Origin of the sequence: uncultured Fretibacterium sp., assembly GCF_963544685.1 — a bacterium.
GTDB lineage: Bacteria > Synergistota > Synergistia > Synergistales > Aminobacteriaceae > CAJPSE01.
Genome location: NZ_CAUUGJ010000076.1, coordinates 1 through 11,748, shown reverse-complemented (window position 1 = coordinate 11,748; position 11,748 = coordinate 1). Strand labels below are relative to the sequence as shown.

Genomic DNA, 11,748 nt, shown 5'->3' with positions numbered 1-11,748 from the left:
GGTCCGGTACCATTGTTTTTCCATATCGGATAAGGCGCTCTCGGTCGGCGGGGGCGTGCTGGAGGCGGCGTTCGCGGTCGAGCTCGATTGACTCGATTGAATTGAAAGGATGCGCCGGGCTGAGATAAAGCGCCCGAAGGCCACGGGGGCTGTCGCCGACGGCGAGGCGGCCGTCCGGGGCCCTCTGTGTCACGGATATTCGATGTCCCCGGTCCAGGGGCAGGCGACGAAATGCCCTGCGGATATCTCGTGCAGCGCGGGGGTCTCGGCCGTGCACCCGGCCTGCGCGAACTCGCAGCGGGCGGCGAACCTGCAGCCCGGCGGCGGGTCGATGGGGCTCGTGACCTCGCCCCGTATGATCCGGTGCCGGGTGTTGCGCGCGGACAGGTCCGGGACGGGGATGGCCGAGAGCAGGGCCCTCGTGTAGGGATGCCGGGGCTGGGCGAAGAGTTCCTTCGAGCTCGCCAGCTCCACGCACTGGCCGAGGTAGAGGACCGCTATGTTGTCCGAGATGTGTTTGACGACGCTGAGGTCGTGCGTGATGAACATGTAGGTCAGCTGCATCCTGTCCTGCAGGTCCATGAGCAGGTTGAGGATCTGCGCCTGTATGGAGACGTCGAGCGCCGACACGGGCTCGTCGCAGACGATGAACTTCGGATTCAGCGCCAGAGCACGGGCCACGCCGATGCGCTGGCGGCGTCCCCCGTCCAGTTCGTGGGGATAGGCGTTGTACAGCCTTTCGCTGAGCCCGACCGTCTCCATCAGGGAGTCTATGCGGTCCAGCATCTCCTGTCTGCTCCCGCAGGTCCTGTTCACGATCATGGGCTCCGCTATGATCTCGGACACCGTCATCCGCGGGTTGAGGCTCGAATAGGGGTCCTGGAAGATGATCTGCATGTCGCAGCGCTTCTCCCGCATCTGAGCGTCGCTCATGTCGGAGATCCTCTCTCCGTCGAAGAATATCTCCCCCGACGTCGGGGCCAGCAGGCGCAGCACCGTGCGTCCGAGGGTGCTCTTCCCGCAGCCGGATTCCCCGACGACCCCGAGGGTCTCCCCCGCGCCGATGCTGATGCTGATGTCGTCCACCGCGTGCAGCAGTCCGCTGCTCGTCTTGAAATACTTTTTCAGATTGCGCGTTTCCAGCAGGGGAGACGGCATCTTTTCACCTTCCTCTAGGAGTTGGGGCCGAAGAGATGGCATGCGATGGAATGCGTGCCCTTCACGCCGATCGCCGGCGGCGTCCGCCGGCAGACGTCCATGCATCGGGGGCAGCGGGGGGAGAACTTGCATCCCTCGGGAAGGTCCGTGGGGTCCGGCATCAATCCCTCTATCGGGGACAGCCTGGCGGTCTCCTCCTTCAGGTTGGGGATGGAGCCGAAAAGCCCCTCCGTGTAGGGATGATGCCTTCCCTTCGAAAATATGTCCTCCACCGTCCCCTGTTCGATGAGCTCGCCCGCGTACATCACCGCGACCTTGTCGCATACCTGGGCGATGATCCCCAGGTCGTGGGTTATCATCAGAAGGGCGGTCCCCAGTTTTTCGCGCAGCTCGTTGATCATGGCCAGAACCTGAGCCTGGATCGTGACGTCCAGTGCCGTCGTGGGCTCGTCGGCGATCAGCAGGTCGGGCTCGCAGGCCAGCGCCATCGCGATGACGACGCGCTGCTTCATCCCCCCGGAGAACTGATGGGGATAATCGTTCTTGCGCGACGGCGGGATCCCCACGAGCCGGAGCGTTTCCTCGACGCGGCGCTCGATCTCGGCCTTGCTCCTGCGGCTGACGTTGTGGAAGATCAGGGCCTCCGCTATCTGTTCTCCCACCCTCAGGACCGGGTTGAGGCTCGTCATGGGGTCCTGGAATATCATCGCGATGCGCTCCCCGCGGTAGACGTTTCTCATCTCGAGCTCGGGAAGCGTCAGGAGGTCCCGCCCCTCCATGAGGACGGAGCCCCTCGGGACCCGCCCGATGGTCTCGGGCAGCAGGCGCAGGATGGCAAGGGCCGTGGTCGTCTTTCCCGCTCCCGTCTCCCCCACGATTCCGATGGCCTCGCCCTTTTTCAGCGAAAAGGACACGCCGTTGACGGCCCTGACCGTCTCCTCCTCCGTTTGATAGATGACCTCCAGGTCCTTGACCTCGAGCAGATTCTCAGGCGCGGCATTCATTCGAGAGGCCCCCTTCAATCCTTGAGCCTGGGGTCGAGCGCATCGCGCAGGCCGTCGCCGAGCAGATCGAAGGAGAGCGACGTCAGCATGATGCAGATCCCCGGAAAGATCAGGAGGTAGGGCTTCATCCGCAGAAACTCGCGGGCCTCCGAGAGCATGTACCCCCACTCCGGGGTGGGCGGCTGTACCCCCATCCCGATGAAGCTCAGACCCGACGCCTGAAGGATCATGCCGGAGATGCTGCTCGTCGTCTGGATGACGATGGGCCCGATGGCGTTGGGCAAGATGTGCTTCATGATGATGCGCAGATCCCTGGTCCCACAGGCCCGGGCCGCCTCGACGTAGTCCGACTCGGCGACGGTCAGGACCACGGACCGTATCAGCCGGGTGAAGCCCGGTATGCTCGAGATCGAGATCGCGATCAGCAGGTTCAGCATACTGGCGCCCAGAACCGCGACGATGGACAGCGCCAGCAGGACCCCCGGAATCGCCGTCAGGATGTCCATCACCCGCATGATCAGTTCGTCGGCCCTGCCGCCGTAGAAGGCCGCCGATGCGCCCAGCAGCCCCCCCGCCGCCAGGGAGATGGCGGCCGTCACGAATCCGATGGTGAGCGAGATGCGCGCGCCGTATATGACGCGGGTGAAGACGTCCCGGCCGTAGGCGTCCGTCCCGAACCAGTGTTCCGCCGAGGGAGGCTGAAGCCGGATGGAGGCCTTCTGCTGGGTTACCAGGCTCTCCGGCGAGATAAAGCCGGCGAAGATCGCGACGAGGGAGAAAAAGACGAGGACGAAAAGCCCCAGCATCGCGCTCTTGTTCTTCCTGAGCCTTTTCCAGATCTCCTTCACCTTGTTTTTCTTCTTGCCCTTCCGGGACGCGCGTTTGAGGTCGTTCATGTCCGGCGCCCGCTATCTGGTGTATTTTGCCTTGATGCGGGGGTCCACGAAGGCATAGAACAAATCGACCATGAGCATGACGATCCCGAACAGCAGGGCCAGCGTGATCGTCGCCCCCAGGACGGTCGGGGTATCCCTCTGTCGTATGCTGGTCACGATCAGGGTGCCCAGGCCGGGGATGGAGAATATGGTCTCCGTGATGACGGCCCCTCCGAGCAGGCCGCCGAAGGAGGTGGCGGTGGTCGTGACGATGGGCAGCAGGGCGTTGCGCAGGGCGTGCCTGAAGATGACCACCGCCTGCGGGACCCCCTTGGCGCGGGCGGTCCGCACGTAGTCCGCGCGGATCGTCTCCAGCATCGCGGAGCGCGTCATCCGCAGCTGAGACCCCGCGTAGGGGATCCCCAGGGTTATCATCGGAAGGATGAAGTGCTTCCAGGAATTGGCCCCGCTGGCGGGCAGCACCCTCCATTTCGAGGCGAAGAGGTAGATGAGCATCATCCCGAACCAGAAGGAGGGGATGGCCGCAGCCATCATCGCCGACACCCGGGACATGTTGTCTATGGCGGAGTACTGCCTGACGGCGGACAGGATCCCCAGCGGCACGCCGAGGACCGTCGCGGCCAGGATCCCGTTGAACGAGATCATGAAGCTGTTGCGGACCCTCGCCAGGACGTCGTTCATGACGGGCTTGCTGGTGCGGTACGACGTTCCCAGGTCGAAATGGACGACGGCGTTGTAGATGTAGGAGCAGAAACGCACGAAAAAGGGCCTGTTGACGCCCAGTTTTTCGTTCAGCAGCTCGACCGCCTCCCTGGTGGCGTTCTCCCCGAGAATCATGCGTCCGGGGTCGCCGGGGACGAAGCTCATGATCGTGAAGATGATGAAGGTCACCCCCAGCAGGACGGGGATGAGAAGCAGGATGCGTTTCGATACATACGTTATCATCGGGACGAAGCCCCCCTCGGCCTGGGCCGCTTCTGCCCGGACTGCCCGGGAGGGGGCCGGTTCGGCCTCTCCCGGGCAGTCCGTCGCAGGTGGTTTTAGGAAAACGATCCGCGTCCGGCGGGGCTCGAACCGGCGTGCCCGTGCGGCTCGTCCTCCGCCGGAACGTTCCGCCCGCCGCGGGCGGGCCCTACTGCTTCCAGCTCATCTCGTAGATGTAGTAACCTCGTCCGCTGTTCATGTGGGGGACCGCATTCAGGTCCTTCGCCCACACCCAGGGGATCTGCTTGTTGAAGATGGGGATGTCGGGGCATTCGTCGAATACGATATCCACGATCTCTTCGTACAGCTTGAGCCTCGTGTCCGTATCCTTCTCGCCGGCGGCTTTTTCCGCCAGTTCGGTGATCTTGTCGTTGGAGTAGTTCAGCATGTTGATGGGAACGTAGTAATCCTTTACCGCGAAGGCGAAGTCCGTCGTGAAGCCCCCGCCCATGGTGCACAGGACGTAGTTGTGGGCGTCGGCGTCGGCCACGGCGGATTCCGACCCCTGCAGGGCGATGGTGACGCCGATCTCCGCCAGGCTCTGCTGGAAAACCTGGGCGTACTTTTCATGATAGGACCCGCTGATGACCGTCATGATCCCGAGGTCGAGGCCGTTGGGGTATCCGGCCTGCGCGAGCAGCTCCTTCGCCTTCGCGAGGTTATACTCGTAATGGTTGTAGAACTTGTCCTTGGGGACGCCGAAGGTGGACGTGTTGGCCATGAGGTAGGTGGGGGAGGCCAGGCCCTCGTACGCGACGGTGATCATGGTGTCGCGGTCCGTGGCGTAGGAGAGCGCCTGGCGGACCAGCTTGTTGTCCAGGGGCGGCACCTTGTTGTTCATGAGGATGAAGGCCGTGTGATAGGTGGGCGACAGCTGGGTGTTGTACTGGCCGCTCTCCTTGAGCGGGGCGAAGGCGGAGACGTTGAAGCAGAACATGAAGTCGAGCTCCCCCGCCTCGAAGGCGGTGACCGCCGTCGTCCCCTCTGTGATGACCTTGACCTTGGCGTTTTTGATGGAGGCCGGGCCGCGCCAGTAGTCGTCGAAGCGCGTCATATTGCACTCCGTGTTCATCTCGATGTCCACCAGCCTGTAGGGCCCCGTCCCGCACTCGGTGTCCAGAAGGGAATTTTGGGAGGCATAGGCCTCGCTGACGACCATGAAGTTGCCCATATAGGAGAGGAACGGCGCGAAGGCGTACTTCAGGGTGATGATGACGGTGTAGTCGTCGGCTCCCGCCTCGACCTTGTCGATCATCATGTAGTACGGCTGCAGCGACGCCTCCGACATGGCCCGCTTGAAGCTGTACACCACGTCCTTCGCCTTCATCTCCTCCCCGTTGTGGAACTTGACGCCCTTTCGGAGACGGAACGTGTAGACCGTCGCGTCGTCGTTCGGGGACCAGCTCTCGGCCAGCCTCGGCTCCAGCTCCCCGGAGTCGGAGACGTAGAGCAGGGCCTCGTAGAACTGGTTGATCAGGTTCATGTTGACGTAAGTCGTGCAGCCCGTCCCGAACGGGTCCAGGGAGGACCAGACTCCCTCGCAGTAGATGTTGACGTCGTCCCTGACGGCCGCGTGAGCGGGGACGTCCGCGACGCAGGCGACGCACAGGCCCGCGAGGCAGAGCAGGAAGGCTGTCAACCGCCCAATCCGAAATCTCCTCATGATCTTCTGCTCCCTCCACTTTAGTTTTTTATGGCTTTATCATGGCACTGAACAAGAGACAGTGTATTAAATTTTCCGGGAAAGTCAAGGCGCGGTCCGCGGCCCGATTTCAAGGCCTCCCCCCGCCGCCGCCCACGGCGCAGAGATAGATGTCGCGCGAGAGCTCCGCAAGAAGGTCGTCGCCGATGCGCCCCTTTTCGTTGCGGGCATACTCCTCCTCGTCCGCGGCGTTCCCGTTGTAGAAAAGGGCCAGAACGTAGCTCCCTCTTTCCGTGTAGACGATTCCGACGTCGTTGGCCACCCGGTCCAGGGTCCCCGTCTTGTGAGCTATCCTCAGTCCCCTGGGAAGGTGGCGCGGGATGCGCGAGTTCGTCTGGCAGCGGGACATGATGTGCAGCATATCCCTGCTGGCCCTTTCCGACACGAGCCGGTTTTCCGCCAGCAGCGCGAGGAACCTCGCCGTGTCCGCGGGACTCGTCTGATCGTTTTCGTCCGTCCTGCAGAGGTAGAGGTCGCTGTCCCGGAAGCTGCGCTCCGATTCGGAGTCCGCGTCGGCATCCGCCGTCTCCGGCTGATCGCAGTACCGTGCTATCAGCCTTCTGCACCCCCAATCCACCCTGGTCCGGGTCAGTCCGAGGGCGTCCAGCACATTCTTTTTGATGTTTTCGCGCCCCACCAGGTTGAAGAGCTTGTCCGTGGCCGTGTTGTCCGAGAGGATCATCATGAGCGTCGCGCAGTCCCTTATGGTGGGATTCAGTCCCTCGCCGAGCTCCTTGAGCACCCCGCTGCCGGGGGACTTTTCCGAGTCCTCCAGAGGGATGCGGTCGCTCAGGGAGAACTTCCCCGCCTCGGCCTGCCTGAAGAGCTCCGCGAGCAGAAATATCTTGAAGACGCTGGCGGCCGGAAAGGCCGTATCCCCGTTCAGGTAGAATTCCTCTTGGGTCCGAAGGTCCCGGAAGGCGACGCCCAGCATGCCCGTCACCGTTCCGCCGTGTTTTTCCGTGACCCTCTCGACGGCTTGGGAAACCTTTTGAGGGACGTCGTGATGGGACATCGTTTCAGCCTCTTTTCTGTTGTCGGATCGAAGCGAATCGTATCGAGGCGGCCCCTTCGTTCCGGGCCGTCTCCCGGGGGGAGGGCGCTACCGCACGCGGATGTACCCCCATCTGTCCTCCTGCCGCACGGCGGCCAGCCCCTCGTGGAACGGGCGGGCCTCGTCGTACAGCGCGTCCAGGACCATCCGCCCCAGTACGTCGATGTAGCCCCACCGGGAGTCGGTCGCGACGGGGGCCAGCCCCTCGCGGAAGGCGCGCGCGGCGTTGTAGCGATGGGGTATGACGGTTTTTCCCCGCGCGTCGACGTAGCCCCACGCCCGGTAGTTCGAGGCGTTCTTGACGGGGGCCAGTCCGTTCCCGAAGGGCCCCGCCTCGTCGAAAGAGGCCTTGACGAGGTCCCTCCCCGAGAGGTCGATGTAGCCGTACAGGCCCCGGGTCTCCACCGCGGCGCGGCCCTCGCTGAAGGGGGCGCCCCCGAGGAACTGGGCGGGGATCTTCAGGCGTCCGCCCGCGTCGATGTAGCCCCAGAGCCCGCCCGTCCGCACCGGCGCCAGCCCCTGGGAGAAGGAGCCCGCCGCCTCGTAGGAGGGGGCGATGACGAACTTGCCCGTCAGGTCAATGTAGCCCCATCGTCCGCCGCTCTGCACGGCGGCCAGCCCCTGGGAGAAGGGCCTGGCGTCCTCGAAGGTCTTTCCCTCCAGGGCGGCCCTGCCGTTCGTGTCGATGAAATGGTCCCCGACGAAGGCCAGCCCCTCCGAGAAGTCCCCCGCCTCCGGGATGCGATGGACGAAGGGGACGACGATGCGGCCGAGGTTGTCGATGTAGCCCCACGCGTCGTTCGACTTGACGGCGGCCAGTCCCTCATGGAAATCCCGTGCGTCGGAGTACCCGTACTCGATGACGATCCGCGCCTCATGCGCCGCCGCGGCGGCGGGCGGGAAGGGCAGGATGCAGAGGAGCAGGGCGGCGAAAAACGAACGGACGGATATTGAAAAAACGGATGCGGTCGTGGCCATGAGCTTCATTCCTTTCAGCCTCGTTCTTTTCGGAGTCGATCGGGCCGGACAATCAAGTTGGGCTCGGTATTCCCGTTATTCTACCAAAGAATCGGACGGGGAGAATCGAATGGAGGAGGCGAGGGGGCCGGTCCTCGACCGGACCGCAAGAGGGCTGCGCGTCCGACGCGTTGTGCCGCGCACTGTGCTATACTCTGAACATTTTCGAGGAAGCGCTGGTCAAAAGAAAAATGCATATTTTGCCAAGAGTAAACATGCACAACGTCTAAAGGCAATAATCTCCAGCGCTTCCCTGAATTTTTAATATGGGGGTTTTGCCCCCATCCCCCCACGCCGCTATCCCGATAGCGGCGGCCCCGGCAAGTTCTTACCCAATCAACTGGCAAGCTGGGGTTCCACAGGGGGGCTTCATGGATTAAATCGGCGTTTCCTTAAAGGAGCCTGGAGCCATGGATTTTCCCGGAGAGAATACGGAGACCCCGTCCCGCGGCGAGCGGCAGCCCGTCGTCGCGCTGATCGGCCCCACGGCCGTCGGCAAGACGGCCTTGAGCCTCGAGCTGGCCCTCCGCCTGGGGGCGGAGATCATCTCGGTGGACTCCCGCCAGGTGTACCGCTACATGGACGTGGGGACCGACAAGATAGCGGCCTCGGAACGCCGCAGGGTCCCGCACCATGCCGTGGACGTCGCGGACCCCGACGAGGTGTTCACCGTGTCCGATTTCGTCTCCCTGGCCCTCGGCGCCGTGCGTCGCATACGCGCCCGCGGACGGGTCCCGCTGTTCGTCGGGGGTACGCCCTTCTATTACAATGCCTTGTTTCACGCCGCCATGAACGTCTCCCTTCCCCACGACCCGGAGGTGCGGCGCCGCTACGAGGAACGAGCCGCGCTGGAAGGACCCCCTGCGCTTCACGCCCGCCTCGCCGAGGTCGACGCGGTCACGGCGAACCGGCTGCACCCCAACGACGTCCGCCGCGTCGTGCGCGCGCTGGAGATCTGGGACCTGACCGGGACGCCCCCCTCCCGCCTCTATGCGGAGGGGGAGAAGGCGGACTCCGGGCTGAACGTGCTGTATGTCGGGCTGAACCGGCCGAGGCCCGAGCTCTTCGAGCGGATCGCCGAGCGGGCGCGGCATCAGTTCGCCTCCGGCTATCCCGAGGAGGTCTCGTGGCTGATCGAGCATGGCTTCGACGAGCGTTTCCCCTCCATGCAGGGCTTCGGGTACCGGGAGCTGGCGGCCTGGTATCGCGGGAGGCTGAGCCTGGACGAGGCGCTCGAGGGGGACATAAGCAGGACCCGTGCATTTTGCCGCCGGCAGATGACGTGGTTCGGCAAATTTGAGCCCGCCTTGTGGTATGATACTTCCGCTCTCTCCGCCGTGGAGTTGGAGAGGCGGGTTCGGGAGGCGGCGTCGCGTCATCTGGAGGGATCGCGCGGCGGCGCTTGAGGGGCCCGCTGCGAGGCGGGGACAGGGATTTGCCCCGAGATGGGGCGCGAGGTCTGGATTGATGTGATTTGAAGGAGATTGTGATGGCCGAGCGCGCCGGTTTTTGTTTCGGCGTGAAGCGTGCCGTAGATGCGATTCTGGAGGCCCTGACGGTCGGGGAGACGGATCGGGCGGTCTGGACGATCGGCATGCCGATCCACAACCCCCAGGAGGTCGCCCGTCTCAGGAGCATGGGGCTGCGGGTGGCGAAGGATGCCTCCGAGGTCCCTCCTGGGGTCCGGGTGCTGATACGAGCCCATGGGGAATCCCGCGCGGTCCTGAACGAGCTGCGGGAGAAGGGCGTCTGCGTCATCGACACGACCTGTCCCTTTGTCCGCAGGGCTCAGGACCTCGCGAACTCCCTTTCGGACGAGGGGTATCATATCGTTCTCCTGGGGGACCGGAACCACCCGGAGATACGCTCGATCATGGGATACGTGGATGGAGGGATCGATGTCGTGGCCGACGAGGCCGAGGCGGAGCGTCTTCCCAAGCGGGGGCGCGTCGCCCTGATCTCCCAGACGACCCAGCAGGAGGAACGCCTGTCCTCGGTGGCCGCGGTTCTGGTGCGCCGGGCGGGGGAGCTGCGGGTCTGCAACACGATCTGCCGTGCGACCATGGAGCGTCAGGACGCGGTACGCGCGCTCGTGGGGCGAGTGGACGGAGTGGTCCTGATCGGCGGCCGGGAGAGCGCCAACACGGGGAAGCTGAGGAATATAGCGGAGTCGAACGGCTTGGACGTCCTTTGGATAGAGAGCGCCGAGGAGCTCGACAGGGGGTGGTTCGAGGGCAGGCAGAGGATTGGTATAGCCGCCGGGGCCAGTACGCCCGAGTGGCTTATCACAGAAATAAGCAACAAAATTGCGAGAATGTAGGCAGTCAAGGGGGCTATGGTTTATGGATCAGATTATGGACAGGGATATGGAGCAGGGTCTGCAGGGCGAGGGGCAGGAGGCTGCCGCTCAGGAGACGATGGAGAGCATGATGGAGCAGTACGACATCTCCGGGCTTCGCAAGGGCGACGTCCGGACCGGCACCGTGATCGCGGAGACGGAGAACGGCTGGCTGGTCGATGTCGGTTACAAGTGCGAGGGCTACCTTCCCGGCAAGGAATGGACGCACCGCATTCTGGTGGGAGACGCGGAGAAGCCCACGAAGGGGGACGAGATCGAGGTTCAGGTCATCAACCTTCGCGAGGGCGAGGAGGCGCAGCTCCTGCTCAGCCGCTGGCGGCACGAGTTCGACCGTCGGTGGGCCGAATTTGAAGACAAGCTTGCTCAGAACGAGATCGTCCAGGTTCGGGGGGTCCGCAAGGTCAAGGGCGGCCTGATGGTGGACTGCTGCGGCCTCGAGGGCTTCATGCCCATATCCCACCTCTCCGCCGACGGCAGGGGGGTCAACCTGGGGAACTTCATCGAGCAGGTTTTTGACGCTAAATTGCTTGAAAAGGATCGCAGGAAGCACCGCATCGTCTTCTCGCGGAAGTCCCTCGTCGAGAAGGAGGCCGCGGAGCAGAGGGCCAAGTTCTACGAAGAGGTGCACGAGGGCGACATCATCGAGGGCGAGGTCAGCAGCCTGACCGACTTCGGCGTCTTCGTCAACGTCGGCGCCGTGGACGGCCTGGTGCATATGAGCGAGATCACGTGGAAGCGGAACGTGCGCATCCGCGACAGCTTCAAGAAGGGCGACAAGGTCACCGTCAAGGTCATCGGGATCGACAAGGAGAACGACCGCATCTCCCTGAGCATCAAGCAGGTGGAGGGCAACCCCTGGCTGACCGTCGGCGAGCGCATCCACAAGGACGACGTCATGACCGGGACCGTGACGAACGTCACGGACTTCGGGGCCTTCGTCGAGCTGGAGCCCGGCATCGAGGGGCTCGTCCACATCGGGGACATCAGCTGGGCCCGTATCCGCCATCCCAAGGAGGCCTTCCGCAAGGGGCAGGAGGTCCGGGTCCTGGTCCTGGACGTGGACACCGAGAAGCGCCGCATCAGCCTGGGCTACAAGCAGCTGAACGATCCCTGGAAGGACATCGATCAGCGCTATGCCAAGGGTTCCGACATCACGGTCAAGGTGGTTCGCCTGGCGGACTTCGGCGCCTTTGTCGAGGTTGAGGAGGGCGTCGAGGGCCTCATCCACATCTCCCAGCTGAGCACCCGGCGCGTGGAGAAGCCTGGGGATGTCCTGCAGGAGAAGCAGGAGGTGCTGGCCCGCGTCATCGAGGTCAGCCCCGAGCAGCGCAGGATGCGCCTCTCCATCAGTGCGCTCGAGGAGCAGGAGCATCCGGCCCGGCACGGCGAGGAGTCCCACAAGAAGGAGGAGGCCCGCGAGAGCCGGAGGCAGCAGCAGAGCGCTCACGACGAGGAGCCTCAGTTCAATCCGTTTGTGGATGCCTTCAGGTCTCAGGACTTCTCGAAGTAAAAGGGGGAAAAACGGCCGCGGGCTTTTCCGAGGGCCATTTCCGTGTTGACCATAAGCGTAGGGG

The 11,748-nt window shown here is 63.8% G+C and carries 10 protein-coding genes; 3 read left to right on the top strand and 7 right to left on the bottom strand.

Features of this window, described 5'->3' with window-relative positions:
- Positions 1-189: 189 nt before the first annotated feature.
- The 7 genes from ABLA28_RS07935 to ABLA28_RS07905 all read right to left on the bottom strand — a co-directional run bounded on the left by ABLA28_RS07935 (position 190) and on the right by ABLA28_RS07905 (position 7,785).
- The gene (locus tag ABLA28_RS07935) at positions 190-1,158 is read right to left on the bottom strand and encodes an oligopeptide/dipeptide ABC transporter ATP-binding protein (RefSeq protein WP_347713200.1); all 969 of its coding nucleotides are present in this window, start codon (positions 1,156-1,158) and stop codon (positions 190-192) included.
- A 14-nt stretch (positions 1,159-1,172) separates the two neighbouring features.
- Complete coding sequence (locus ABLA28_RS07930) at positions 1,173-2,162, bottom strand: ABC transporter ATP-binding protein (RefSeq protein WP_347713199.1); 990 nt, start codon at positions 2,160-2,162, stop codon at positions 1,173-1,175.
- A gap of 14 nt (positions 2,163-2,176) precedes the next feature.
- Positions 2,177-3,058, bottom strand: a complete 882-nt coding sequence (locus tag ABLA28_RS07925) for an ABC transporter permease (protein WP_299298812.1) — start codon at positions 3,056-3,058, stop codon at positions 2,177-2,179.
- Positions 3,059-3,070: 12 nt separating this feature from the next.
- Positions 3,071-4,003 carry an ABC transporter permease gene (locus tag ABLA28_RS07920; RefSeq protein ID WP_299298809.1) on the bottom strand — a complete coding sequence of 311 codons (933 nt, stop codon included), beginning with the start codon at positions 4,001-4,003 and terminating at the stop codon, positions 3,071-3,073.
- Between the two features lie 187 nt (positions 4,004-4,190).
- Positions 4,191-5,705, bottom strand: coding sequence for an ABC transporter substrate-binding protein (locus ABLA28_RS07915; RefSeq protein WP_314718347.1), 1,515 nt, complete (start codon positions 5,703-5,705; stop codon positions 4,191-4,193).
- Positions 5,706-5,814: 109 nt separating this feature from the next.
- On the bottom strand, positions 5,815-6,759 hold the full coding sequence (locus ABLA28_RS07910) for a serine hydrolase (protein ID WP_347713198.1): 945 nt from the start codon (positions 6,757-6,759) through the stop codon (positions 5,815-5,817).
- 87 nt (positions 6,760-6,846) lie between these two features.
- A complete protein-coding gene (locus ABLA28_RS07905) occupies positions 6,847-7,785 on the bottom strand; it encodes a WG repeat-containing protein (protein ID WP_347713197.1) in 939 nt (312 codons plus the stop codon).
- A 440-nt stretch (positions 7,786-8,225) separates the two neighbouring features.
- Here ABLA28_RS07905 and miaA point away from each other — a divergent pair, with 440 nt between their 5' ends.
- The 3 genes from miaA to ABLA28_RS07890 all read left to right on the top strand — a co-directional run bounded on the left by miaA (position 8,226) and on the right by ABLA28_RS07890 (position 11,684).
- Entirely contained in the window at positions 8,226-9,221 is a 996-nt protein-coding gene (gene miaA / locus ABLA28_RS07900; protein ID WP_347713196.1) for a tRNA (adenosine(37)-N6)-dimethylallyltransferase MiaA, read from the top strand.
- Positions 9,222-9,289: 68 nt separating this feature from the next.
- Positions 9,290-10,135: a 4-hydroxy-3-methylbut-2-enyl diphosphate reductase gene (gene ispH / locus ABLA28_RS07895; RefSeq protein ID WP_347713195.1), complete on the top strand. Its 846-nt coding sequence runs from the start codon at positions 9,290-9,292 to the stop codon at positions 10,133-10,135.
- 22 nt (positions 10,136-10,157) lie between these two features.
- Complete coding sequence (locus ABLA28_RS07890) at positions 10,158-11,684, top strand: S1 RNA-binding domain-containing protein (RefSeq protein WP_347713194.1); 1,527 nt, start codon at positions 10,158-10,160, stop codon at positions 11,682-11,684.
- Positions 11,685-11,748: the final 64 nt, after the last annotated feature.

What these genes read in the sequence shown, in the direction of transcription:
- ABLA28_RS07935 (WP_347713200.1), bottom strand. Translation starts at nt 1,158, where the DNA reads ATGCCGTCTCCCCTGCTGGAAACGCGCAATCTGAAAAAGTATTTCAAG.
- ABLA28_RS07930 (WP_347713199.1), bottom strand. Translation starts at nt 2,162, where the DNA reads ATGAATGCCGCGCCTGAGAATCTGCTCGAGGTCAAGGACCTGGAGGTC.
- ABLA28_RS07925 (WP_299298812.1), bottom strand. Translation starts at nt 3,058, where the DNA reads ATGAACGACCTCAAACGCGCGTCCCGGAAGGGCAAGAAGAAAAACAAG.
- ABLA28_RS07920 (WP_299298809.1), bottom strand. Translation starts at nt 4,003, where the DNA reads ATGATAACGTATGTATCGAAACGCATCCTGCTTCTCATCCCCGTCCTG.
- ABLA28_RS07915 (WP_314718347.1), bottom strand. Translation starts at nt 5,705, where the DNA reads ATGAGGAGATTTCGGATTGGGCGGTTGACAGCCTTCCTGCTCTGCCTC.
- ABLA28_RS07910 (WP_347713198.1), bottom strand. Translation starts at nt 6,759, where the DNA reads ATGTCCCATCACGACGTCCCTCAAAAGGTTTCCCAAGCCGTCGAGAGG.
- ABLA28_RS07905 (WP_347713197.1), bottom strand. Translation starts at nt 7,785, where the DNA reads ATGAAGCTCATGGCCACGACCGCATCCGTTTTTTCAATATCCGTCCGT.
- miaA (WP_347713196.1), top strand. Translation starts at nt 8,226, where the DNA reads ATGGATTTTCCCGGAGAGAATACGGAGACCCCGTCCCGCGGCGAGCGG.
- ABLA28_RS07890 (WP_347713194.1), top strand. Translation starts at nt 10,158, where the DNA reads ATGGATCAGATTATGGACAGGGATATGGAGCAGGGTCTGCAGGGCGAG.